Origin of the sequence: Anaerosphaera multitolerans (assembly GCF_004006535.1) — a bacterium.
Taxonomy (GTDB): Bacteria; Bacillota; Clostridia; order Tissierellales; family Peptoniphilaceae; genus Anaerosphaera; species Anaerosphaera multitolerans.
In genome coordinates this window covers 1-24,442 of the sequence record NZ_RLIH01000004.1, presented here as the reverse complement: position 1 = coordinate 24,442, position 24,442 = coordinate 1, and the positions used below count along the sequence as shown (strand labels likewise).

Sequence of the window (24,442 nt, the reverse complement as noted above, 5' to 3'; positions counted from 1 at the left end):
TTTTAATATTAAGGAGGATACTTAATGATTGAAGCATGGAAAGGTTTTTCAAAGGGAATTTGGAGAACCAAAGTGGATGTTAAAAATTTCATTCAGGAAAATTACTCTGAATATACCGGCGATGAAAATTTTTTAGCTCCTGCAACAGAAAGCACATTGAAATTATGGGAAAGTGTTATGGATTTAAGCAAAAGAGAAAATGAATTGGGCGGTGTATTGGATATGGATACTGAAATTATTTCCACAATTACTTCCCACAAAGCAGGTTATCTCGATAAAAACCTGGAGAAAATAGTGGGATTGCAAACTGATAAGCCCTTTAAAAGAGCATTACAACCCTTTGGCGGAATTAGAATGTCCGAGCAGTCTTGCCAGGCCTATGGATACAAAGTTGATGAAAAAGTTTCAACACTCTTTACTAAGTATAGAAAAACCCACAACGATGGTGTCTTTGACGTCTATACTTCTGAGATGAAAAAGGCGAGAAAGTCAGGTATAGTAACCGGTCTTCCCGATGCCTACGGCCGTGGAAGAATTATAGGTGACTATAGAAGACTGGCTCTTTACGGAGCGGATTTCCTTATTGCAGATAAAAAATCCCAGTTATCAAGTACTGAATCCATAACTATGACTAACGAAAACATTAAATTGAGAGAGGAGCTTTCAGAACAGATAAGAGCTTTAGCGGAAGTTAAAGAGCTTGGAGAAATCTATGGCTTTGACCTTTCAAAACCGGCTGAAACTGCACAGGAAGCTATTCAGTGGACTTACTTCGGCTACCTTGCGGCAGTAAAGGAACAAAATGGAGCCGCTATGAGCTTGGGAAGAACTTCCACTTTTATTGACATATATATTGAAAGAGATATGAAAAGAGGTCTACTTAAAGAAAGTGAAGCACAGGAATTAATAGACCACTTTATAATGAAATTAAGACTTATTAAATTTGCGCGTACCCCTGACTACAACGAACTTTTTTCAGGAGACCCCACTTGGGTTACTGAATCTATTGCAGGAATGAGCGCCAACGGTAAATCTCTTGTAACAAAGACTTCCTACAGGTACCTACACACTCTTTTAAATTTAGGAACTTCTCCGGAACCAAACTTAACTGTACTTTGGTCCTTAAATTTACCGGAAAATTTTAAAACTTACTGCGCTAAAATGTCCATTCTCACTTCCTCTATTCAATATGAAAATGATGATTTAATGCGACCTGTTCTTGGAGACGACTATGGAATAGCCTGTTGTGTTTCCTCTATGGCAATTGGAAAAGAAATGCAGTTTTTCGGAGCCAGAGCAAATCTTGCAAAGTGTTTACTCTATGCCATAAACGGAGGAGTAGATGAAAAATCGAAGGTACAGGTGGGACCTAAGTACAGACCTATTACTTCTGAGTACTTAGATTTTGAAGAGGTTATGGAAAGATTTGATGATATGCTTGAGTGGTTAGCCGGACTGTATGTAAATATTTTAAATGTGATTCACTATATGCACGACAAGTACAATTACGAAAAAGTTCAAATGGCCTTTCACGATAGAGATGTTAAAAGATATTTTGCAACTGGAATTGCCGGTCTTTCTGTAGTGGCAGATTCTTTAAGCGCTATTAAGTATGCCAAAGTAAAAGCCATTAGAGACGAAGAAGGATTGGCTGTGGAATATGAAATTACAGGAGATTTCCCGAAATATGGCAATAATGACGACAGGGTTGATAGTATTGCCGTGGACTTAGTAAATAGATTTATGAATAAAATAAGAAAACACCACACTTACAGAAATGGAGTTCCCACTATGTCTATTTTAACCATTACTTCAAATGTGGTCTATGGTAAGAAAACCGGATTTACTCCAGACGGAAGAAAGTCAGGAGAACCCTTTGCCCCTGGAGCTAACCCAATGCATAAAAGGGATACCCACGGAGCACTTGCCTCCCTTTCCTCAGTGGCAAAGCTGCCCTTTGAAGATTCCCAAGACGGCATTTCCAATACCTTTTCCATAGTTCCTCAAGCTCTTGGAAGGGAAATAGCACATAAAGACTTGGAAATAGAGTTGGAAAACCCGGTATATGATTGTTGTTTAATTCCAAATTTAAATTTAGATTAAGGAGGATTTATGAAAGTCAGTAAAGTGCAAGTAGATAATTTAGTTTCAATGTTAGACGGCTATTTTGAAAAGGGAGGACACCATTTAAATGTAAATGTATTTACAAGAGAAACCCTCCTTGACGCCCAAAAACATCCGGAAAAATATCCCCAACTAACTGTACGCGTCTCTGGCTATGCCGTAAACTTTAATAAGTTGACAAAGGTACAGCAAGATGAAGTTATAAGTAGAACCTTCCATGAAAATATGTAATGAAAGGCTTTATTCACTCTATTGAAACCTTTGGAACTCTTGACGGTCCGGGTATTAGATATGTGCTATTTATGCAGGGTTGTCCTCTAAGGTGTCTCTATTGTCACAATCCCGACACTTGGTTTTTAAATAAAGATAAGGAAGTCAGCGCTAAGGAAATTATTGAGGACTATAAGAACTACAAGTCCTTTTTAAAAAATGGAGGTCTTACAGTTTCCGGAGGCGAACCCCTACTACAGTTAGACTTTCTTTTGGATTTGTTTCAAAGAGCCAAGGGCGAAAATATTCATACTGCCCTTGATACAAGTGGAATTACCTTTAAAGAAGAGGAAAAATATATTTTTAAGCTGAGATCACTTCTTCAAAATGCGGATCTTGTCTTATTGGATTTAAAGCATATCGACTCCATTGAACATAAAAAATTAACCGGGAAAGGTAATGAAGAAATTTTAAATTTTGCCAAATTTTTATCAAAAGAAAATATTCCCACTTGGATACGCCATGTAATAGTACCGGGAATTACCTATAAAGAGGAATATCTTTTAAAACTGGGAAATTTCATCGGCACTCTTAAAAACGTAAAAGCAGTGGAAGTTCTTCCCTATCACAATTTAGGAATAAATAAGTATAGAGAACTGCAACTGCCCTATACTTTAGAAAATGTAAAATCACTTTCAGCTAAAGAAGCAGAGGCGGCTTATAATATAATCCTCTATGGAATGAGGGAAACTTTAAATAAGAGATAAATAGCTCGGGAGTTTTTCAGTTCTTTCAATAGCTTAAGGTAATGTAAACTATAACTTCATATAGGTAAACTAAAAGCGGACATAGTCTGCTTTTTTATTTTTAAATTAAGCATTTTATTTTACTCTTAATACTGCCGGAATTGTATAAAAATATTTTCTATGTTATAGTTAATTTTGTAAAATTATTTTTTAACAAAGGTTAGGAGGGATGCCTTATCAATGAAGAAAAATTAAAACGTCTTGAAAAAGTTGCAAGACTTTATTATGAACAGAATAAAACCCAAGCGGAAATTGCAAAAGAGTTAAAGGTATCCAGACCTTTAATAAGTCGAATGTTAACTGAGGCAAGAGAAGTGGGAATTGTGGAAATTCGCATAAAAAGCCAAACTATTCAGGAAAGTCCTCTTTTGGAATATCTAAAGGCCTTTTATAATTTACAGGGAGGCACCTTGGTCTTAGATGGTACAAACAACGAAGAAACCAATAAAATTTTAGCCAAAGCCACACTTTCACTAATAGAACAGTTGGGTGGAGGATCTGTGGGACTTGGATGGGGTCACTTAATCGGAAGTATTGTAAATTATTTAGAAGATGAAGAGCCGAGAAAAACTTCCATTACCGACATCTGTCCTATGATTGGAAATAGCGGAGTCCCCATTAGAAATTACCATCCCAATGAAAATGTGAGAATTATTGCAAAACAAATTATGGCAAGTCCTCACTTTTTATACACACCTGCCGTTGCTGAAACTCAGCAGGATAAAGAACTTTTAACTCAAACCGAGCAATATAAATCCATTCTCAACCTATGGGAAAATCTAAAGGTAGCCATAGTAAATATTGGCAATCATCCTTCCACTCCCGATCTCGGGTCAAGTGCCCGATTTGGAAACCTGCTTTCACAAAATAAGGCAGTGGGAAGATTAATAGCCTACTACTATAACCAAGAAGGCAAAATTATAACATCTGATAAGGATTACGTAATTCAAATTCCCCTTGAAGTTTTAAAAAAATGTCCCAATGTAATTGGCATCTGTTCCGCCAATACCAATTCCAAGGCTTTAATTGGCGCTCTTAAAACAGGATTACTCACCCATATAGTAGTTAGAGAAAAATTATTAGACAATTTAGAGTTTTAATTTAAACCACATAATGTGGTTTTTTTATTTCCTTTTGCTTATTAAAGTATTAATCCATTGACATTTGTTAATGGATTTTATATTATATACACATAAGTTACACTATTGAAAGGAAGTGTTACATATGTTAATAAACAAGATGGTTTTTCATTCCATGTTTAAGGAAGTAGCTGAACTTTGGGAGGAAAATATTCAAAGGCTCACAGACATAGATTCTCGCTTTGGAGATGGTGACCACGGTGTAACGATTGGGAAAATGTCAAAGTTAATACTTAATGAATTACATAATTGGAAGGACGAAAGTATAGCGGATTTTATTAAAACTTTAGAAAGAGAAATTTTAAATGTTAGCGGAGGAAGCGCTGGACCTCTATATGGAACTATGATTGGAGGCTTGGCTAAACCCCTTACTAATGAAGAAGAAATTGACGCTTCTCTTTTAAAGGGTATGTTCTCCGGCAGTTTAAGCGAACTTCAGGAACTTACTAAGGCTACAGTTGGAGATAAGACAATGATGGACGCTTTAATTCCGGCAGTTAAAGCTGCCAAAAGCACTGAGGGAACTCCCCTTGAAATTTTAAAAGCTGCCAGTGACGCAGCTGAAAAAGGATTAAGAGACACTGAAAATATGGTTTCTAAATTTGGACGAGCTCGCAGTTACGGAGATAAGACGCTGGGTACGGAAGATGCCGGTGCTGCCAGTACCTCATTATTTTTCCAAGGTCTGTACAAAGGTGCATTAAAAGAATTTAAAACTGAACTTTAAATTATGAAGGAGGATTACTATGAAAATGAAAAAATTTATTAATTCACAAGAAAATTTAACTGCTGAATTGCTTGAGGGATTTGCAGCTGCAAATAGGGACATAGTAGAACTTGGACCTGAGAATATGGTAATAAATAAAAAACTTGATAAAGCGGATAGAGTAACTATTGTAACTCAGGGAGGCAGCGGCCACGAACCTGCTATAAGCGGCTTTGTAGGAGAGGGAATGGTTGATATAAGCGTAGTTGGAGATGTCTTTGCAGCACCGGGACCTCAACCTTGTCTAAATGCCCTTAAAATGGCCGATAAAGGTAAAGGTGTTCTTTACATAGTTTTAAACCACGCCGGAGATATGCTTACTGGAAATATGACTATGAAACAAGCCAAGGCAGAGGGTTTAAATGTAATAAAAATAGTTACACAGGAAGATATTTCCAATGCACCGCGTGAAAATAGCGATGATAGAAGAGGTCTTGTAGGTTGTGTACCGACTTATAAAATTGCCGGCGCTGCAGCTGCTGAAGGAAAAAGTTTAGAGGAAGTTGCAAAAATAACTCAAAGATTTGCCGACAATATGGCCACTTTAGCCGTTGCCCTACGTGGTGCTACTCACCCATCAACAGGAAGTCTCCTTGCAGACTTAGGCGAAGATGAAATGGAAATAGGAATGGGACAACACGGCGAAGGCGGAGGCGGACGCCAACCTATGAAGACTGCCGATGAAACTGCAGAGATAATGGTTAACGCTTTGATAAAGGATCTTTCCATTGAAAAAGGCGAAAAGATAATGTTGATTTTAAACGGCTCCGGTGCCACTACTCTTATGGAGTTATTTATAGTCTATCGCAAATGCGAGGAACTTTTAAAAGAAAAGGGTATTGAAATTGTGGCAAATTACATTGGAGAATTGCTTACTTCTCAAGAACAGGCAGGTTTCCAAATGTTTATGGCGAGAATGGACGATGAATTACTTCACTATTGGAATGCACCTTGTAATACCCCTTACTTTAAAAAGGGGGCAGTATAAATGGCTGATAAGGACAATATAAAGGACCCTAAAAACTACTACCTAAATGTGGAAAATAAATCCTTGGAGCAATTTCCCGTAAAGGGGGCGCAAGATGCTGATTGGGGTATGAAGAACAGACTTGCAAGTATGTTTAATCCCAAAAGCGGAAACACTGTTATGCTTGCCTTTGACCATGGCTATATTATGGGACCTACATCAGGACTTGAAAGATTGGATATTGCCATACCTCCCCTCCTTCCCCATGTAGATGTATTAATGGGAACGAGAGGAGCTATAAGAACTTCCATACCTCCCACTACAGATAAGGCAATCTGTTTAAGAGTAAGTTACGATTCCTCTGTACTCTATGACGATATGTCCCTTGGCGGCGGTATGGCCTGCGACATTGAAAATGCAATTAAAATGAATCCCGCATGTTTGGCTACTCAAACTTTTATAGGAGCTGCAGGAGAAAAAAATTCCCTTGAACTGCTGGCTCGTACAGTAGATGAAGGAACTAAGTACAACATTCCCACACTTGGCATAGTTGCCGTGGGAAAAGAAATGGAACGAACTGAAAAATTTTTCCTACTGGCAACTCGAATTCTGGCTGAAAACGGCGCTCAGGTTATAAAGAGCTATTACTGTGAAGGCTTTGAAAGAGTTGTAGCAGCTTGTCCCGTACCGATAGTTATAGCAGGAGGAAAAAAAGTTCCTGAATCAGAAGCACTTACTATGGCCTATAGAGCAATAAGCGAAGGCGCACGAGGAGTGGACATGGGAAGAAATATATTTCAGGCGGAAAATCCTCAAGCCATGTGTCAAGCTATAGGAAAAGTAGTACATGAAGGTTTTAACGATATAGAAGCTTATGAATTTTATAAAGAACTGTTAAAATAAATAGGAGGAAATTATGAGCGCGGAATACTTACATGTGGGAATACCCATTACTAATAAAAAACCGGGAATGGTTTACAATGAAGGCGGAAAATTGTGGATGAGCAATCCTGAGGACTATGATTTTAAAATTGAGTATTTAAAGTTTGAAGAAGGGACACCTTTTCCGGAAATTCTTCACAGAAATCCCCATGTTGCATATAAGGTAAGTGATATGGAACCTTACTTGGAGGATGCTGATGAAATTATTTTCGGACCCGTTGACAATGACTACGGCTCACGAATGGCTTTTATTATTATGGATAATGCCATATTTGAACTGCTTGAAGTAAAGTAATTTAACACTTCTAAGATTTATCATAGCAAATTAAATAATTTAAATTTTAAAAATAGACATGTATGTGTCTATTTTTATTTTTACAAAATCTCAGCTGTATTACTTCAATCATCTCTTATTGCAAGGCTTATGCACCTTTGTTATAAAAAAAATATTATAGGGTATATACCTTGTAAAGTTTAAGATTAATTGAATTAATTTTGGGAGGAAATATGATTAGAAAATTAGACAACGAAAAAATGGGACGCAGTAACCTTGGATGGCTTCGAAGTGTATTTCACTTTTCCTTTGCTGAATATAGAAATCCAAACAATGTAAATTTCGGAAAACTTCGTGTTATAAATGACGACTTAGTTGAACCGGGAACGGGATTTGACACTCACCCTCATAGGGACATGGAAATTGTATCCTATGTAATTAAAGGGGAATTAACTCACAAGGACAGCATGGGTCATGAAAGAACTTTAAGTCGCGGAAGCGCTCAATATATGAGTGCGGGAACAGGAATCCTACACAGCGAATACAATAAGGGAAATGAAATTTTAAGATTTATGCAAATTTGGATTTTCCCCGATGAAAATAACCTAACTCCTCAATATGGAGATATGACCTTTGAAAAGGAAGAGCGCCACAACAAATGGCTTAATATCGTTTCAGGTATTGATGGAGACGCTCCTATTAAAATCCATCAAGATGCATCTATACACGTTTTAGAGCTGGACAAAGATAGGGAAATTGAATTTCCTGTATTGGAAAACAGACAGGCCTACCTAGTTCAAATTGAAGGAAGTTCAATTATTAACGGCATTGAATTTAATATGCGTGACGGTTTGGAATCCGTTGAAGAAAGCTTAAATATTAAAGCCCTTGAAGACAGTCACTTCCTAGTAGTTGAATTAAAGAAAGAATAAGGAGAGATATATGAAAGTAAGCGCAGGAGAAGCTATTATTGACGTTTTACATTCCTGGGAAATAAAACATCTCTATGGAATTCCGGGAAGTTCCGTCAACGGACTTATGGACGCCCTGTATAATGAACAGGATAAAGTAAAATATATTCAAGTAAGACATGAATCTGCAGGAGCTATGGCAGCTTCAGGCTACTCCAAGTTTTCCGGGAAGATAGGAGCTTGTTTCGGCTCCGCAGCTCCGGGAGGCTCCAACTTAATAAACGGACTCTACGATGCAAAAATGGACAGAGTCCCTCTACTTGCCATAGTGGGACAGACTGCAACAAAATTTATGAACACAAATTTCTTTCAGGAGATGGATGAAAATCCCCTTTACTCCGATGTAAGCGTATACAATAGAACTGCCACTACGGCTAGGCAAATCCCCGATTTAATAGAAGAGGCTATTCGCACCGCCTATTCCAAAAAAGGAGTTGCCCTTGTAATCCTACCTAACGACCTAGTAGAAGAGGAAATTGAATACACTCCAAGAGCGGAGGTGAAATCGCCTCCTAGTAAGGTAAAGCTCCCTATTAAAAGTGAAGATGTAAAAGCGACCTTAAAGATGATAAGGGAAGCCGAAAGACCTGTAATCTATGGAGGTTTGGGTTTAAGAGGCTCAAGGGATATAGTGGCTGAAGTTTCTGAAAAATTTTCCATGCCCATTGTAACCAGTGCCCCTTCCATTGGAGTTGCAGCTGCCAACAACCATAAAAACTTTGTGGGCAGTTTCGGCAGGCTGGGAACAAAACCCGCCTATGAAGTTATGAACAGCGCCGATCTAGTACTATTTGTGGGAAGTAACTTTCCTTTTGCACGTTTTTGGCCAAAGAATTTAAAGGTTATCCAAATCAATAATGAAATAGCGGATATAGGAAAACAAATTAAAGTTAATTTAGGTATTGTTGCCGACGGCGGAGAATTTTTACAGGAACTTTTAAAAGCGGACTTTTCCAAAGAGGAAAGCAAGTTTTTAAAGGCTACAAGAATAAACAAGAAAAACTGGGACAATTGGTTAAATGCCATTGCCGATGATGATAAAGAAGGACTTTCCGCTGAGGCAGTAATAAGAGCCATAAGAGAAAGGTCTGAGGAAAATGCCTTTTACGGACTTGATGTGGGAAATAATACAATGTACTCCGTTAGAATGCTGCCGCTTTATGCAAAACAACAACACGTTATAAGCGGCTGGTTTGCCACTCTTGGAGTTGGACTTCCCTACAGCATTGCCGGAAAACTGACTGACCCCGAAAGACAGGTTTGGAGCATTTCTGGCGACGGAGGTTTTGCCATGAATATGCAGGAGATAATAACTCAGGTTCGCTATGAACTTCCAATAATAAACATAGTTTTAAGTAATCAGTCCTACGGTTTTATTCAACACGCTCAAATTCAAAGTAAGTTTGTATTCGGAGTGGATATTACAGATGTGGACTGGGCAACTACTGCTAGGGGGATGGGAGCCATAACCTATACTGTAACCAACCTTAAAGAACTAAACAATGCCATGGATGAAATTGAAAAACTTCAAAGTTCAGGCAATAAAAAACCGATTTTAATTGATGCCAAACTTAAATATACAGACCCTGTAGATACAAGTAATATGGTTGTGGATCCGGAGAAATACTCTCAAAGTGAAATCGACAACTATAATAAAACCTATAATTTATTCGGACAGCCTGCCCTTTCAGAAATTTTAAAAGAAGTTTAACTATTAGCCCACATTGTTGGGCTAATCTTTTTAATTTAAAGGAGTTTATATGGAAGCTAATAAATATACCAATCATTTAATAAATACCACCTCGCCCTATCTTTTACAACACGCTCATAATCCCGTAAACTGGTATCCTTGGCAAGACGATGCCTTTGAAATTGCAAAAAAGGAAAACAAACCCGTTTTTTTATCTATAGGATACAGCACCTGTCACTGGTGTCACGTAATGGCACAGGAATCCTTTGAAGACGAAGAAGTGGCGAAATTGTTAAATGACCACTTTATTTCCATTAAAGTGGACAGAGAGGAGCGTCCCGATATAGATTCAATCTATATGAATGTAGCTCAAGCTCTTACAGGAAGCGGCGGCTGGCCTTTGACCATAGTTATGACACCGGATAAAAAACCTTTTTTTGCCGGAACTTACTTTCCAAAGGAAAATAAGTACGGAAGAATAGGACTAGTTGAACTTTTAAATCAAATTGCCTTGAAGTGGAAAGAAGATGAAAAAGCTCTTGTAGACTCAGGCGAGGAGATTACAAAGGCCATTATTAACTATGAAAATGCCTCTTCCTCTAGAAAGTACTCCATTGACAAGGCCATAATCTTTAAGGCTATGGACCAATTTGAAAGTAGATTTGATAGCGAATTCGGAGGCTTTGGCAATGCGCCTAAGTTTCCTACGCCACACCACTTAATGTTTCTACTTCATAGCCACAATTTAAAAATAAGTGAAAAAGCACTGCCCATGGCGGAAAAAACTTTAATGTCCATGTACAAGGGAGGTCTCTTTGACCATGTAGGCGGAGGTTTTTCCCGTTATTCCACTGACGAAAAATGGCTGGTACCCCACTTTGAAAAAATGCTTTATGACAATGCGCTTTTAACAATGGTATACAGCGAAGCCTACCAACTTACTAAAAAGGAAATATATAAATATATTGTACAAAGTACCTTAGATTATATTAAAAGAGAAATGACCTCTCCTAAAGGGGGATTTTATTCCGCCCAAGATGCTGACAGTGAAGGAGAAGAGGGAAAGTACTATATATGGGACTACGATGAGATTGTAAATATACTGGGAAGTGAATCAGAAGAGTTTTGCAAAACCTATAATATAAGGCCGAGAGGAAATTTTGAGGGAAGGAATATTTTGAATTTAATAGGAAGCTCCGGCGACCTTCCCGACAAAAAAACTCAAAAACAACTTTCAAGACTCTACCGACAGAGGTTGGAAAGGTACCCTTTGCACAAGGACGATAAAATTTTAGTCTCCTGGAATTCAATGATGATTGGAAGTTATGCAAAGGCGGGCAGAATATTTGAAAATGAAGATTATATTAAAAGTGCTGAGGACGGCTTTAACTTTATTATGTCCAATATGGTTAAAGAAGATGGTACTTTATTTATAAGTTACAGAGATGGCAAATCATCGGGAACCGGACTTTTAGATGATTACGCCTACTTGATGTGGGCCTGTTTAGAGCTCTATGAAAGTACCTACAATATAGAATATCTAAAGGAGTGTATGAGATTATATAATTTAATAGAGGAAAATTTTTCCAATAAGAGGGGAGGATATTTCTTAAGCTCAAAGGAAAGCGAGGATTTAATTTACAGACCTAGGGAATTTTATGACGGAGCAGTGCCTTCCGGTAATTCCGTTCTTGCCTATGTCCTATCTAAACTTTCAAAGCTCACAGGCAATTTTGATGTTGAAAACAGTCTTAATCTACTGTTAGAGACCTATGCTCCTCTAGTAGCATCTCAATCTTCCGCTTATAGTTTTGCTTTAAAAGCTTTACTTTTAAATCTATACTCCACAAGGGAATTAGTGGCAGTAGGCTCAAATATAAATCTTAAATTTCTTATATCCAGTCTGGCTAAAGTATACTTGCCACAATTGACTTCTCTTGCAATGGTACCTGAAAATGAAAAGGAAATAAAAAAATTGGCTCCTCATATTCATTCATACTCCATTGAAGATGAGAACACTTTTTATCTCTGCGAAAACTTTACCTGTTCCAGTCCTCTTCACTATATAGATGAACTTATGCAAAAACTTTAAAAAGAGTCCCCGAGGACTCTTTTTATTTTATATTACATAGATAATTTCCATCTACTTCTATCTTTTTAAGGGGTTCAACTATGCTACTGGTAATCCCCTCTCCCATATTGGGTTCTTTAAAGGAATGACTGAAATCAAAGAGAAAGGAAGCTATTAAAATTCCACAAAAACCCCTCTTTGCTCCAAGCGAAAAATAATCTCCCACTTCATCTACTAAAGGAGCTACAAAGTAAATTATTAAAAATCCTCCAACTGCAAAAAACAAAAGCCCCTCTAGACAAATTCTTCCGTTTATATTAAAGAACACATTGCTGTAATCCCACCAGGCTGTATGAAATAACTTTTCCAACATCCAGGAAGTAAAGTATTCCAATATTCCACAGATAACCATGGCGCTGGGGAAGAGTAGCAAGGGCTTTTCTACAAAGGGTTTTAACAGTATAAGCATAAGTAGAGCCCCCGTACCGTATATTGGCAGCCAAGGTCCCATCATCGTTCCCCTGTTTACAAATGTCCCGTCTCTTAAAAGATGTAGAAATACTTCCCAAAGCCAACCTATAAAGGAGATTGTAAAAAATACCAATATATAGGAAGTTATGGAATAGGATCTGTCATAGTCCAACTTTAACCAGTCTCTTCTATGTTTTTCCTCAATGGTATAAAGTTCAACAGGATAAGTACCCTCGCCTACTTTCACAGGACTTGTAAGATAAATATCATTTAAATATTCGCTGTAAGGGATTTTTTCGCCAATTGCCCTTTCACGAAGGACAAAGTACAACTCCGCATTGACAGCCCCTATATAGGGGTTTACATACAGATACCTTACAACTCCATAGGTTAAGAGGGACAATATTCTCCAACCTACAAAGGACACATCCAGCTTAAAAGCATCCCACTTATTACCTTTCATCATTTCTTCGGAAAGTTTAAAGGCCTCCCGTCTTTTTATTTTCGGATTTTCAGCCAATATATAGGGAATCATACGATAGGAGTAATACTTTACAACTCCCCCAACTATGGTAAAAAACCAAAGTAAATTAAAAAGATATCTGCAAAACATTACATAAGCCACATTAAGAGTCTCATTGACTCTGTAGACGAAAAGAACTCTGTCTATTTTTGTACTTCCGTAATTTTTGTTTTCAAGGAAAAATCTGCTTTGTCCCACTATTAGAATATTTTGAATAAAAATCCAAAAGGCAGCTGCCATTAAAGTTGCAATTGCCATTATCGTACTATCTAAAAACCGGTTTTCAAATATAAATTGATTTATGGTATTTAAAAGCCCAACTAAGAAAGATCTTGATGCACCGGAGTTGTTAATTATAGTAGCAAAAACTCCCTCTGTGGCATTTCTTAAATTAAACTTGTTCTCTACTTTTTCAATTACTTTTTCCTCATCACTGTAAATCGTCTTTATACCTAGGTTGTCAAGTATATCAAGGGCACTTTCCACAATTGATGGAGTGTGAATTTTACTTGGGGCCTCTCTAAAGTCCAAACTTATTCTTGAGGAACTGTAGCCTCCCGCCAGTATGGCAATAACCATACACACTACTACAAATTGAATATAATTCCTCTTTACCACTTTCTTAGCGTCAGACTTTAAATCTCTTCTATTCCACATCTACTCTACTACTCCTTTATATTAAGACTTAGGGCATTTATTGCAACTATCACTGTTGAAAGACTCATTAAAATCGCCCCTACAGCAGGGCTTAGGATTATATTAAAAGGTGCCAGTATACCTGATGCCAAAGGAATTGCCACAATATTATAACCTGCTCCCCACCAAAGATTTTGTACCATTTTTCTAGTTGTATTTTCAGCAAGAGATAAAAAGTGTAGTATATCGGAAGGATTGCTTTTAACTAAAATTACATCTGCTGCATCAATTGCAACATCTGTTCCTGCGCCTATTGCCACTCCTACATTTGCCCTTGCAAGACTTGGAGCATCATTTACGCCATCTCCCACCATCATAGTGACCTTTCCCTCTTTTTCATACTGACTTACTAATTTTTCCTTATCTTCAGGAAGCAAGCTGAATTTAAAATCCTCAATATTTAATAAATCAGCCACTTTACTTGCTGCAGCTTCATTATCTCCCGTTAACATAACAGGTTTAATTCCCTTTGATTTTAACTTTTCAATTAAAATTTTAGATTCGCTTTTTATTTCATCGCCTTGAGCAATTAAACCCAGAACCTCTTCCTCTAAAATTAAAAAACTAATTGAGTAACCCTTACTTGAAATTTCTCTATAATAATCTTTGTCATAATTATATTTATTTTTTTCAAGATAGTTAGCTGTAACAATCTTAACATCTTTACCCTCTGAAAGTCTACCTTCCAGACCTACTCCGGCCAAATTGTTTATTTCTTTTGCCCTTGGGATTTTTAAATTTCGGGATTTTGCTTCACTTACTGTACTTATCCCAAGAGGATGACTTGAACCCTCCTCTAAGGCTGCCATTATACTAAGCACCTCATCAGAGGAATAGTCATCGGAAAATGAAACTACCTCTTTAACTTTAAAGTTTCCCTCAGTTAAAGTTCCCGTTTTGTCCATCATAACTACATCCACTTTCGTTGCAGTCTCCAAAGCTTGACGATTACGAAGCAGAAGTCCCCTTTGAGCTCCAAGAGAAGTTGACCTTGCAACAACTAGCGGTATGGCAAGACCAAGTGCATGAGGACAGGCTATTACAAACACAGTTACCATTCGGGTTACTCCAACGTTTAAATCTCCCGTTACCGCATACCAAACTCCAAAGGAGATAATTCCCACTATTAATGCTATATAAAACAAATAGCGCGCCACTTTATCTGACATGGTCTCCGCCTTTGATTTAGCCTTTTGAGCATCTCCCACAAGCTGCATTACCTGTGCCAAATAACCGGTTTCTCCCGTTCCCGTAACTTTTACTTTAATACTTCCCGCTCCATTTAAAGAACCTCCTATTACACTGTCACCTTCTTTTTTGGAAACTTCCTTTGATTCCCCGGTCAACATAGCTTCATTTACATTGCTGCTCCCTTCTAAAATTATTCCGTCAGCCGGAATTTTTTCTCCCGATTTAACCATTACAACTTGGTCTACCTTTAATTTTTCTATGTCAACTTTCTGAAAACTCCCGTCTTCTTGTTCAACACTTGCCTGTGCAGGAAGTAATTTTGCCATGGATTTTAAAGCATCTCCCGCTCCCGACACCGCTTTCATTTCAATCCAATGTCCCAATAGCATTATTAAAATTAAAGTGGCTAATTCCCAAAAGAAATCCATTATATGTTCCTTCCCGGGAAAGAAATTATTCGATACAAAGGCATAGACACTGTAGATGTAGGAAGTCGTAATTCCCAGCGAAATCAAAGTCATCATAGCCGGGCTTCTATCCTTTAATTCCTTCTGAGCTCCCTTTAGAAAAGGCCTTCCTCCATAAAAAAATATAATTGTGGAAAGTATCAGTACCACCCACTGACTTCCCCTAAAAGTAAACTGGAAGGGCAGACTTATACCCATCATTGGAGACAGAAGTAAAATCGGTATTGCAAAAATTAAAGAAATAAAAAACTTTTGCTTTAAATTTCCCATATGCTCCATATGTCCACTGTGCTCCATATTGGAATGATCCATATGAGAATGTTTGTCCATACTAGAATCTTCGTCCATATGGCTTATATGGTGTCCGTCTCTATCTGTTTTATGAGTTTTTTTATGAACATGATTCATATGCTCCATATCCATAGAAGATTTTTCTTCCATAGTACTGCTACTGTATTCACTATCTCTTTGTAAGTTTTCATAGCGTCCCCTATGCTCTACTTCTTTTTCCTCCATATTCATATTACTTTTCATTTCTTTATCTTTCTTCTTTCCATGGTCTTTCATTTTTTCACACCCTTTTCGGTTTTATTTCTCTTTTCTCTTTTATTTCTTCTCTTAACAATTATATTTTACCCAATTATATTTTAATTTTAATCTACATAAATCTAACTTATGGGTATCATCACTAAAGGAGGTTGATTATGAAAGTATTATTACATGTAAGCCATTTAGTACAATGGGACATTGCTCTTTCCAACAGCAAAAATTTAAAAGCTATTGAAGCGAAATCAAAAATTGAGATTGTAGTAAATGCCCACGCTATCCAACTCTATAGAGAATTATCGGAAAATCTTTTACAACAATTAAATGAACTTGAAAATTTAAATATCAAAGTGAAATTATGTAGAAATGCTCTTAGAAATAATAATATTGAAGAAAGTACACTACCTGCTACAGTTGAAATAGTTCCTGCCGGAATTTTTGAAATTATAAAAAAACAGGAGGAGGGCTATTACTACGTAAGTCCATAGCATACTTAATTAAAGGACTTCTTATACCAACTTTTTAATTGTCACATTAAAAAAAGCCCTTAACTTAAAGTAAACTTTAAATTAAGGGTTTCTATCTATCCAAGTGCCACATCAAGCACCATCATAAGTGCAAAGCCCACGGAAAAACCAATAACTCCCACATTGGAGTGTTCTCCCCTTGAAGCTTCGGGAATTAATTCCTCTACTACTACATAAATCATAGCTCCTGCTGCAAAGGCCAATAAATAGGGCAACATAGGCTCAACAAAAGTCGTAGCCAAAATTGTCAAGGCTGCTGCAATCGGCTCTACAATTCCACTTAAACCTCCATATAAAAAGGCTTTCGATTTTGAAAAACCCTCACTCTTAAGAGGCATTGATATAATAGCCCCCTCAGGAAAGTTTTGAATTGCTATTCCTATTGCCAAAGTTAAGGCTGCAGAAAATGTAATTGCGGAATTTCCCGACGTATAACCGGCAAATAATACGCCCACTGCCATACCCTCAGGTATGTTATGAAGAGTTACAGCCAACATCATCATTGCACTTCTCTGTAAATTCGTCCTAGGTCCTTCAGGTTTATTTTCATTTAAGTGAAGATGGGGAATTACCTCATCTAAAAGTAATAAAAATCCCACTCCCAGTAAAAATCCCACTAGGGCAGGCATAAAGGAAAACTTTCCAAGTCCGTCTGCCAACTCCATTGCCGGAATTAACAGAGACCATACTGATGCTGCCACCATTACTCCTCCTGCAAATCCAAGTAATGTTTTTTCCAAAGTTCTATTCATTTTCTCCTTCATAAAGAAAACACATGCCGAACCTAAAGTAGTACCTATGAAAGGGATTAATAAAATTGCTGCTAATTCCATTTATTCCTCCTAAATATATTCATTTTAATGGTATCTCAAATAGAAATATCCATTATGATTTTATACCCCTTTACTTTAAATGCAACCCTATAAATATAATTTTATTCCTTCAAAACACAAAAGGACCTCTTATACAACTATAAGAGATCCTTTTATAATTCTTATTTTATTACTGTTCCAGTAGATCCAAATCATAAATCGAATAGTCACATCTGTAGATTATTAAAGTCTTTCCATCTACTAGGAGCTTAGTCATTTTAGAAACATCAGTAGTGTCTAAGTAGACCTTATCTCCTGCAAAAGTTGCAAGAGGCGTACCATTTTGACTCCTTATCAATATTACCTTATCATGACCTGAAAAAGGCTCTCTAAAATCATTTACCATTTTATTTAAAAAGGGTACGGTAATATCTCTATTGGCAAAGTCAATAGTCTTTACATATTCTGAAAATATATCCTCCAAACCCTTTTCCATCATAATTACTGATGAACCCACATGTTGAACTTCCTTGCCTCCCACTGTAAAAGTAATTACCGAAGATTCAGTGGACTCAGTATCTAATTTTGTCTCTCTCGTTACATTTCCCACTCTTCCTGAATACTGGTCAATTACCTGACTGTTTTCATCATAGCTTTTAACGACCATTGAAAGTCCAATTGTAGTAGTTTCCACATCTTTGAAAAATTTTCTAACTCTCTGACATCCCGTTAAAAGAAAGACCATTGAAATTAAGAGAGCAACTACTAATAAAATTCTTTTTTGTTTTTTATTCACTTTCAACTGCTCACTCTCCCTTTACAACCTCTCCATTACTTTCTCTTATACTTCTGTAAATGTCCTGCATTTCAATATCAAGATTTGCTATTGATTCAGCACAGCGATTTAACCTTTTAGATATTTCCTCAGTGTTGTCAGTCTTTACTTTATATCTTAGAGAGTGTTCCAAGCTTGCCCAAAAGTCCATTGCAATAGTTCTTATTTGAACTTCCACAGGTACCCGTTTCACTCCCTCCGATAGAAAAATCGGAACAGTCACTATTAAATGAAGGCTGCGATAGCCGCTTTCCTTTGGATTTTTAATATAGTCCTCCTCTTCTTCTAAAAATATATCCCTTTGAGAAGTGAGCAATTTTGCAATAATATAAATGTCGTCTATATAGTTACACACTACGCGCACACCTGCTATGTCCTTAATAGTACGTATGGCTTCCATAGTTTCAGGTAAATTGTTCTTCTCCAGCTTTTCCATAATACTCTTGGGTTTTTTTAAGCGGGTTTCAATGTGGTGAATGGGATTATGTTCATGAAACAGCTTAAATTCCTCATCTAAAATTTCAAGTTTTGTAGTAACTTCCTTTATGGCTGCGCTGTATATATGCTGGTAGGATAGAAACTCCTTAATTAAATCTTCGGAGCCTTCAAACTTAAACTGATTTTCCATAGTTTTTTCCTTCATCTCAGTTCCTTTCTTTAATTGTCATTTAAATTTATATCTAGCAGTTTCCCGGATAGACATAGTTTAGGTGAGTCTTTGCCACATCAATAAGATTATACACAGTACTTACAGATGTGGGACTTCTGTCCATCATTTTATATGCAGGAAAAAATCTACTTATGTGTAGCGGTATTGAAGGGTTTATAGTACATAACCAGCGGGCAAGACTATCCATCTCCCCTTCATCATCATTAATTCCCTCTATTATTAAAGTAGTAACCTCCACATGGGCATAACCTGCTGCAAGCTTAATACTTTCCATTACCACCTTTAAATCTCCGCCCACACTTTTGTAAAACTCTTCATTAAAACTTTTTAAATCTATATTTACGGCATCAATATAGGGCAGCAATTCAAGAAAAGGCTCTTTTTCTATATAGCCGTTAGTTACAAGTACATTTTTTAAACCTCTGCTGTGAGCTTCTTTAGAAGTATCCAATACATATTCATAGCCTATTAGAGGTTCATTGTAAGTATAGGCAATTCCAATATTTCCCCTGTTTTTTAAATCCTCTGCCAAATCCACTAATTCCCTTGGAGACATATACTTCTTTACTAAATCACTTCCATCTGACATGGATATTTGATAATTTTGACAAAAGTCACATCTGAAATTACATCCAAAACTTCCAACGGAAAGTATTTTGCTTCCGGGCATAAAGTGGTAAAGCGGTTTTTTCTCAATGGGATCAAGTCCCAGCGAAACCACTTGCCCATAATTTAAACTTATAACTTCTGAACCTTTTGCCATTCTGGCTTTACAAAATCCCACCTGCCCCTCTTTCAAGGTACAGTGTCTAGGACATATTTTACATACCACACTCATTTATGACGCACCACCTCAAAGCGTTCCAGCCTGTAATTCTTACCCCTTATCCCTGCCTTTTTCTTTGCTATCTCCACCTGTTGTTCAACGGAATCAATGCCCTCAATATTTGGAAGCAGTAATCCTCTCTTTCCCTCTCCTGTAACTATTACTCCGTAGCGAGAAATATCTAACTCCTCAAGGGAGGAAATCGGCTCAGAGGGTGAAAGAACATCTACACTGTAAACTAAATCTTCCAATTCACTTTCACTTACAGGTGGAAAACGAGGGTCCTTAACTCCCGCTGAAATTGCATTTTGAATTATCTCCTCTCCCAAAGTAGGAACAGTAGGCTCTATAGTACCTATACATCCTCTTAATTCTCCCCGTTTATAAAGTGTAACAAAGGCTCCGGCTCTAGTAGAAGTAAGTTCTTCCGGTAGCTCCTCAGGTAAACTAAGCACTGAACCTTTTTTAATATAAGTCTCAAGGGATTTTCTGGCAAGTTCAGTCCAAGCATCGGCTTTTTCTCTAGTATTTTTTATTTTTTCCCGTTCTTCTTTAAGATAACTTTCTCCAAAACATCTCCTGGAATCCTCTCCTGTAACTTTAAAGCAGGCTGTGGCATAACCCACTCCATAGGGACCCTCCAGCGAGAAAAGTTCACTTTCCACGCTCTTTTTGTCTAAAACTCCTGCCATTATTACAAAGGAGCGCAAACCGCATTCTGCCGCAGCCTCTAAAAATTTAGAATCAAATTTAAAAAACTGCGAAAAATCTCGACTTTCAATAATCTCTCCGATTTTTTTATCGAAAATCGGCCCTTCCTCAACATAGCCATAGGGTCCTTCAGGAAGCAGCTTATGAGATAAATCTCCGCTGGCTATAAAAACCACTTTTTCTTCCACTTCTTCACAGGCCCTTTGAATTACCTTTCCAAACTCATAGTGGTCTATTAGAGGAAGTCCTGAAACTCCAGTCCTTACAATTTTATAATCTCTATGGTACTTATTAATATAGTAAAGCGGAATTAATACTCCATGGTCAAGTTCATCTCCCTGCCTTCCCAACGTTCCGGCAGAAATTCCCTTTTCTCTTGCCATATCACTTATTAACTTTACTAATCTCTCGTCATATTCAACGTCCATATCCACCTCAGGCGCGGAAAAGTTGGAAAAACTTCCGCTACTTCCCACTCCTGATGAAATATTTATGTAGTCGGCATAGATGGGAGCGTGAGGCGAACTTATAATAATCCTGTCAGGTTTTATCTCTCCAATGAGCTTTGCAACTTTTTCATAACCCTCAATTGTCTTTCTTGCTTTTTCTTCTTCCCCTCTTCCCACTTCCGGTACTATTATGGGCGGATGAGGTAAGATAAACGTATTATTAATAGACATTTTGTACCCCTTTCTAAAAGCTTCTATTAGGATTTTCTCTTATAAATTTTCCTTTATTCTCTTTTTTCGCCTTAAATTTTATAGCTCTATTATAATTCTACCCACTAATACCTTTAAGTAATATTTTAAATAATATACCCGGTTATTTGATATAATTAAGCAAGACCAAAGAAAGGAGAAAACAATTGAAAAAACACCTGAGAAATGTTACATTCCTAAGTCTTTCTTTAATTATAATACTGCTAATTACAGGATGCTCTAAAAAAGATTCAGCCAGTTACATATCCAATTTAAATATACAAGACTTAAATAATCAACTTATAGAGGAAACTCCCAACTTAAATAAGTACAATATTTATATGGTTGGAGAATCCCACGGTACAGTTGGAACTTTTATAACGGAATTTGAATTAATAAAGTACTTTTATGAGAATCACAATGTAAAAAATATTCTCATAGAAACCGGCCACTGCACCGGCTCCCTTTTAAATAATTACATTCAAAATGGAGATGAAAAGATTTTAAATTTTGTAATTAAAAATACAGAGGGAACTTTTGCCTACAGCAATGAATCCGCAAATTTCTACAGATCTCTTTATGAATATAATAAAAAACTTCCCGAAGATCAACATTTAATCCTATATGGCGTAGATGTGGAACACACTTATAACAATACGGGAATGTACTACTTAAGTACTTTACTGCCCAAGGAAGAACATCCCAAAGAAATAGCCCAAGTATTAAACAGTTTGGACTTCTCCCTAGATAGAGAAGATTCCATTCAGGTTTTTGAAAATTTAACAGAAAGTACTTTGGAATATCCTCAAATATATAGGGATTACTTGGGGAGTAATTTTGAAGAATTTATACTTTCGCTGGAAAATATAAACCAAGCCCTAAATTTTTATGAAAATGATGACTTTAATTTAAGAGAGGAGCACTTTACGGAAAATACCTTAAGATGCTATAAAGATATGGGAGGGAAAATTTTAACTATTTTCGGCGGAGCTCACACTGATTTTTCAGGTTTACAAGGTTCAAAAACTGTTGCTCAGTCTCTTTCTGAATTATATGGAACTGATAAGGGAGGAGTTCTTTCCATATCTTTGGAATATTTCGGAAGTAAAAATAGAAAGTCCCATAAAAAAGCTCAAAGTTTTAACAGTTTTGCAGGTCCTTCCCTTGCCAACAGGACAAAGAAGGATTTAACTTTATTTAAGTTAGATGCTGAAGATAAAAATGAAATTATAAAATCTCTTGCAAAGGGACAACAGTATGCCATATTAATTAAATATAGCCCTGCTGTAACTCCCTATAAAGAGCTATAATTTTAAATATAGTTTAAAATTGGGTATATAAATACTATGAATTTAAAGGAGCTGATTAAATTGAAAAAAATTGCAATTTTAATTGAAAATCTATTTGATGAAAGAGAGCTAATCTATCCTTACTTTAGATTGTCAGAGGAGGGCTATGAAATTCACCTTGTAGGTTCACAAAAAGATACCGCCTACAACAGTAAATCAGGTTTAACTGAAACCAGCACCCACGCTTCCAAAGACATTGCAGCTAAAGACTATGCTGCCGTAGTTATCCCCGGCGGATTTTCTCCTGACTTTATGAGAAGAACTAAGGAAACAGTGGACTTTGTAAAGGAAATGAATAAACTTCAAAAACCCATCGCCGCAATTTGTCACGGCCCTTGGATGGTAGCTTCGGCAGTGGACATAAAGGGAAAAAATATAACTTCCTTTTACTCCATGAAAGATGACCTTGTAAATGCGGGCGCAAACTATGTAGATGAAGAAGTGGTAATAGACGGAAATATTATAACCTCAAGATCACCTGACGACCTTGTACCTTTTGTAAAAGCCATTATAGAGGCCGTTGAAAAAGATTAAATCTTAACTGCAGATTATAAATTTAAAAGAGGTTACCATGTTTAGAGAAATGAGACGTAAAAAACAAATCCTCCCCTTGGAAATAAGCGAGAATATTTTAAAAAGAAGAACTGCCGGTGTCCTGGCACTTTCAGGCGATAATAACTATCCCTATGCTCTTCCTATAAGTTATGTATACTATGACAATAAAATTTATTTTCACTGTGCCAAGACAGGACATAAAATTGATGCCATTGAAAAAAATGATAGAGTTTCTTTCTGTGTAATTGATAAAGATAGGATTGTAGCTGAAGAGTTCACCACTTATTTTAGAAGTGTAATAGTATTTGGCAAAGCACATATTTTAGAAAATGCAGAAGAAAAACGAAGAGCTCTTAAATTATTAGCGGAAAAATATTCTCCTGAATTTATGGAAAGCAGCGAAGTTGAAATTAAAAGGGAATTTAATTTAGTCACTGTAGTGGAAATTTCCATTGAACATATAAGTGGAAAAGAAGCTATTGAGCTTGTAAACAAATAGCAGAGGACCTGTATTAGCAATACAGGTCCCTTTTATTTTACATTATTTAAAATATTTAAAGTATCTTCAACTTGATAGTAGTGCAGGTCCTTTATATTTTCAAGTTCCGAACCCATCACCACTATAATATATTCCTTTTCTCCCTTTTGTGAAAGCGTAGCCCAACACTCTCCCGCTTCCAAAGTAGTTCCCGACTTTCCCCCCAAGATTTCAAAACCCTCTTGGTCATATTCATCTAATTTCCCAAGCACAGTGGACTCTAAAGCAATTCCCTTTGGATGGTCCAGCGTCTTAGTAGTTGTATAGGTCTTACTTGTAAATACCTCTCTGAAATTTTCATTTTCCAAGGCATAATCTAAAATTTGCGCAATGTCCTTTGCCGAAGAATATTGCCCTTCCACATCAAGTCCCTCGGGATTTACAAAAGCAGTATTTTTTAGCTCCAGCTCTTTTGCTTTATCGTTCATTAACTTTACAAAATCCCTTGTACTTCCGCTTATGTTAATAGCAAGGGAATTTGCAGCTTCACCTCCGGAGGCAAGCATAGTTCCATAGAGCAAATCTTTATAACTCACTCTCTCCCTCCCATAAAATCCCGCCATTGAGGCATTTCTACTGTTCATTTCCTTGTAAGTCTCTACATCTACGGGAGCTATTTCAGAAAAATCTTCTATATTTTCAATTGCAACAAGCGTGGTCATAATCTTAACTAAGGAGGCAGGATATACTCTTTCGTCCCCCTTAATGGAAAGTAATTCTTTTTCCTTAGTCCTTTCATAAACATATATATTCTTTGAATGGTAATCTAGTTTTTTAAGTTTATTACCGACTATAATCCTACTTCCACCCACTATAATTAAAAGCAGCACACAAAGAAGTACTGCCATCTTAAACAATCTTTTCATTTATTCATCCTTTTTCCCTAAGTCACTTTTGTTTTCTATTTTAAACTATATTCATTAAATATCTTCTATAAATTTATTAAATATCTCTTAAATTATAACACTATTTTGAATTTAAATAGATTACAAAAAAGTTAATTTATTCTATGACCTTGCTAACCTGTGTATGTTCAAGTTGTCTTACTATATCAAATAACCTCTCCA

The 24,442-nt window shown here is 36.7% G+C and carries 21 protein-coding genes and 1 pseudogene; 14 read left to right on the top strand and 8 right to left on the bottom strand.

Translation table 11 applies throughout. From position 1 onward, the window contains the following. The first annotated feature begins 24 nt into the window (after nt 1-24). The 10 genes and pseudogenes from grcA3 to EF514_RS03735 all read left to right on the top strand — a co-directional run bounded on the left by grcA3 (nt 25) and on the right by EF514_RS03735 (nt 11,981). Nucleotides 25-2,355: pseudogene (gene grcA3 / locus EF514_RS03780) on the top strand (autonomous glycyl radical cofactor GrcA3). Continuing rightward, nucleotides 2,355-3,101 (top strand): pyruvate formate-lyase-activating protein, encoded by a 747-nt coding sequence (gene pflA / locus EF514_RS03775; RefSeq protein ID WP_127724003.1) that lies wholly within the window; start codon nt 2,355-2,357, stop codon nt 3,099-3,101. The pseudogene grcA3 and the gene pflA overlap by 1 nt, the downstream one beginning before the upstream one ends. Nucleotides 3,102-3,433: 332 nt before the next feature. Continuing rightward, the gene (locus EF514_RS03770; protein WP_127724001.1) at nt 3,434-4,240 is read left to right on the top strand and encodes a sugar-binding domain-containing protein; all 807 of its coding nucleotides are present in this window, start codon (nt 3,434-3,436) and stop codon (nt 4,238-4,240) included. 124 nt (nt 4,241-4,364) lie between these two features. Then, the gene (locus EF514_RS03765) at nt 4,365-5,006 is read left to right on the top strand and encodes a dihydroxyacetone kinase subunit L (protein ID WP_127723999.1); all 642 of its coding nucleotides are present in this window, start codon (nt 4,365-4,367) and stop codon (nt 5,004-5,006) included. A 19-nt stretch (nt 5,007-5,025) separates the two neighbouring features. Continuing rightward, nucleotides 5,026-6,033 carry a dihydroxyacetone kinase subunit DhaK gene (locus tag EF514_RS03760; protein ID WP_127723997.1) on the top strand — a complete coding sequence of 336 codons (1,008 nt, stop codon included), beginning with the start codon at nt 5,026-5,028 and terminating at the stop codon, nt 6,031-6,033. Continuing rightward, a complete protein-coding gene (gene lsrF, locus EF514_RS03755) occupies nt 6,034-6,915 on the top strand; it encodes a 3-hydroxy-5-phosphonooxypentane-2,4-dione thiolase (protein ID WP_127723996.1) in 882 nt (293 codons plus the stop codon). Between the two features lie 13 nt (nt 6,916-6,928). Further along, nucleotides 6,929-7,249 carry a hypothetical protein gene (locus tag EF514_RS03750; protein ID WP_127723995.1) on the top strand — a complete coding sequence of 107 codons (321 nt, stop codon included), beginning with the start codon at nt 6,929-6,931 and terminating at the stop codon, nt 7,247-7,249. 212 nt (nt 7,250-7,461) lie between these two features. After that, nucleotides 7,462-8,160 carry a pirin family protein gene (locus tag EF514_RS03745; RefSeq protein ID WP_127723993.1) on the top strand — a complete coding sequence of 233 codons (699 nt, stop codon included), beginning with the start codon at nt 7,462-7,464 and terminating at the stop codon, nt 8,158-8,160. Nucleotides 8,161-8,170: 10 nt separating this feature from the next. Then, a complete protein-coding gene (locus tag EF514_RS03740) occupies nt 8,171-9,910 on the top strand; it encodes a thiamine pyrophosphate-dependent enzyme (protein WP_127723991.1) in 1,740 nt (579 codons plus the stop codon). Between the two features lie 49 nt (nt 9,911-9,959). Beyond that, nucleotides 9,960-11,981 (top strand): thioredoxin domain-containing protein, encoded by a 2,022-nt coding sequence (locus tag EF514_RS03735; protein ID WP_127723989.1) that lies wholly within the window; start codon nt 9,960-9,962, stop codon nt 11,979-11,981. Nucleotides 11,982-12,003: 22 nt separating this feature from the next. On the opposite strand, the gene EF514_RS03730 is transcribed toward EF514_RS03735, so the two are convergent. Further along, entirely contained in the window at nt 12,004-13,611 is a 1,608-nt protein-coding gene (locus EF514_RS03730) for a DUF975 family protein (RefSeq protein WP_127723987.1), read from the bottom strand. Between the two features lie 8 nt (nt 13,612-13,619). Next, on the bottom strand, nt 13,620-15,875 hold the full coding sequence (locus EF514_RS03725; RefSeq protein WP_276317172.1) for a heavy metal translocating P-type ATPase: 2,256 nt from the start codon (nt 15,873-15,875) through the stop codon (nt 13,620-13,622). Between the two features lie 137 nt (nt 15,876-16,012). Here EF514_RS03725 and EF514_RS03720 point away from each other — a divergent pair, with 137 nt between their 5' ends. Further along, on the top strand, nt 16,013-16,342 hold the full coding sequence (locus tag EF514_RS03720) for a DsrE family protein (RefSeq protein WP_127723985.1): 330 nt from the start codon (nt 16,013-16,015) through the stop codon (nt 16,340-16,342). A 95-nt stretch (nt 16,343-16,437) separates the two neighbouring features. Here the strand turns inward: EF514_RS03720 and EF514_RS03715 are convergent, their stop codons facing one another. From EF514_RS03715 to amrA, 5 genes are all read right to left on the bottom strand, one after another. Beyond that, nucleotides 16,438-17,214: a ZIP family metal transporter gene (locus EF514_RS03715; RefSeq protein WP_127723983.1), complete on the bottom strand. Its 777-nt coding sequence runs from the start codon at nt 17,212-17,214 to the stop codon at nt 16,438-16,440. 169 nt (nt 17,215-17,383) lie between these two features. After that, nucleotides 17,384-17,989: a DUF5052 family protein gene (locus tag EF514_RS03710; protein ID WP_205666365.1), complete on the bottom strand. Its 606-nt coding sequence runs from the start codon at nt 17,987-17,989 to the stop codon at nt 17,384-17,386. Between the two features lie 10 nt (nt 17,990-17,999). Beyond that, nucleotides 18,000-18,656, bottom strand: a complete 657-nt coding sequence (locus tag EF514_RS03705) for a GTP pyrophosphokinase (RefSeq protein WP_240649002.1) — start codon at nt 18,654-18,656, stop codon at nt 18,000-18,002. Nucleotides 18,657-18,708: 52 nt separating this feature from the next. Next, the gene (gene amrS / locus EF514_RS03700; RefSeq protein ID WP_127723979.1) at nt 18,709-19,536 is read right to left on the bottom strand and encodes an AmmeMemoRadiSam system radical SAM enzyme; all 828 of its coding nucleotides are present in this window, start codon (nt 19,534-19,536) and stop codon (nt 18,709-18,711) included. Beyond that, a complete protein-coding gene (gene amrA / locus EF514_RS03695) occupies nt 19,533-20,915 on the bottom strand; it encodes an AmmeMemoRadiSam system protein A (RefSeq protein ID WP_127723977.1) in 1,383 nt (460 codons plus the stop codon). The genes amrS and amrA overlap by 4 nt, the downstream gene beginning before the upstream one ends. Nucleotides 20,916-21,100: 185 nt before the next feature. Here amrA and EF514_RS03690 point away from each other — a divergent pair, with 185 nt between their 5' ends. The 3 genes from EF514_RS03690 to EF514_RS03680 are packed head-to-tail and all read left to right on the top strand — an operon-like array spanning nt 21,101 to nt 23,336. Next, nucleotides 21,101-22,243 (top strand): erythromycin esterase family protein, encoded by a 1,143-nt coding sequence (locus EF514_RS03690; RefSeq protein WP_127723975.1) that lies wholly within the window; start codon nt 21,101-21,103, stop codon nt 22,241-22,243. 60 nt (nt 22,244-22,303) lie between these two features. After that, the gene (locus EF514_RS03685) at nt 22,304-22,816 is read left to right on the top strand and encodes a type 1 glutamine amidotransferase domain-containing protein (RefSeq protein WP_127723973.1); all 513 of its coding nucleotides are present in this window, start codon (nt 22,304-22,306) and stop codon (nt 22,814-22,816) included. Nucleotides 22,817-22,853: 37 nt separating this feature from the next. Beyond that, the gene (locus tag EF514_RS03680) at nt 22,854-23,336 is read left to right on the top strand and encodes a pyridoxamine 5'-phosphate oxidase family protein (RefSeq protein WP_127723971.1); all 483 of its coding nucleotides are present in this window, start codon (nt 22,854-22,856) and stop codon (nt 23,334-23,336) included. 32 nt (nt 23,337-23,368) lie between these two features. Here EF514_RS03680 and EF514_RS03675 read toward each other — a convergent pair whose 3' ends face one another. After that, nucleotides 23,369-24,241, bottom strand: coding sequence for a D-alanyl-D-alanine carboxypeptidase family protein (locus EF514_RS03675; RefSeq protein ID WP_240649000.1), 873 nt, complete (start codon nt 24,239-24,241; stop codon nt 23,369-23,371). Between the last annotated feature and the right edge of the window lie 201 nt (nt 24,242-24,442).

Excerpts from the sequence above, each read along its gene's own strand:
- pflA (WP_127724003.1), top strand. The coding sequence starts at position 2,355 with ATGAAAGGCTTTATTCACTCTATTGAAACCTTTGGAACTCTTGACGGT.
- EF514_RS03770 (WP_127724001.1), top strand. The coding sequence starts at position 3,434 with ATGTTAACTGAGGCAAGAGAAGTGGGAATTGTGGAAATTCGCATAAAA.
- EF514_RS03765 (WP_127723999.1), top strand. The coding sequence starts at position 4,365 with ATGTTAATAAACAAGATGGTTTTTCATTCCATGTTTAAGGAAGTAGCT.
- EF514_RS03760 (WP_127723997.1), top strand. The coding sequence starts at position 5,026 with ATGAAAATGAAAAAATTTATTAATTCACAAGAAAATTTAACTGCTGAA.
- lsrF (WP_127723996.1), top strand. The coding sequence starts at position 6,034 with ATGGCTGATAAGGACAATATAAAGGACCCTAAAAACTACTACCTAAAT.
- EF514_RS03750 (WP_127723995.1), top strand. The coding sequence starts at position 6,929 with ATGAGCGCGGAATACTTACATGTGGGAATACCCATTACTAATAAAAAA.
- EF514_RS03745 (WP_127723993.1), top strand. The coding sequence starts at position 7,462 with ATGATTAGAAAATTAGACAACGAAAAAATGGGACGCAGTAACCTTGGA.
- EF514_RS03740 (WP_127723991.1), top strand. The coding sequence starts at position 8,171 with ATGAAAGTAAGCGCAGGAGAAGCTATTATTGACGTTTTACATTCCTGG.
- EF514_RS03735 (WP_127723989.1), top strand. The coding sequence starts at position 9,960 with ATGGAAGCTAATAAATATACCAATCATTTAATAAATACCACCTCGCCC.
- EF514_RS03730 (WP_127723987.1), bottom strand. The coding sequence starts at position 13,611 with ATGTGGAATAGAAGAGATTTAAAGTCTGACGCTAAGAAAGTGGTAAAG.
- EF514_RS03725 (WP_276317172.1), bottom strand. The coding sequence starts at position 15,875 with ATGAAAGACCATGGAAAGAAGAAAGATAAAGAAATGAAAAGTAATATG.
- EF514_RS03720 (WP_127723985.1), top strand. The coding sequence starts at position 16,013 with ATGAAAGTATTATTACATGTAAGCCATTTAGTACAATGGGACATTGCT.
- EF514_RS03715 (WP_127723983.1), bottom strand. The coding sequence starts at position 17,214 with ATGGAATTAGCAGCAATTTTATTAATCCCTTTCATAGGTACTACTTTA.
- EF514_RS03705 (WP_240649002.1), bottom strand. The coding sequence starts at position 18,656 with ATGGAAAATCAGTTTAAGTTTGAAGGCTCCGAAGATTTAATTAAGGAG.
- amrS (WP_127723979.1), bottom strand. The coding sequence starts at position 19,536 with ATGAGTGTGGTATGTAAAATATGTCCTAGACACTGTACCTTGAAAGAG.
- amrA (WP_127723977.1), bottom strand. The coding sequence starts at position 20,915 with ATGTCTATTAATAATACGTTTATCTTACCTCATCCGCCCATAATAGTA.
- EF514_RS03680 (WP_127723971.1), top strand. The coding sequence starts at position 22,854 with ATGTTTAGAGAAATGAGACGTAAAAAACAAATCCTCCCCTTGGAAATA.
- EF514_RS03675 (WP_240649000.1), bottom strand. The coding sequence starts at position 24,241 with ATGAAAAGATTGTTTAAGATGGCAGTACTTCTTTGTGTGCTGCTTTTA.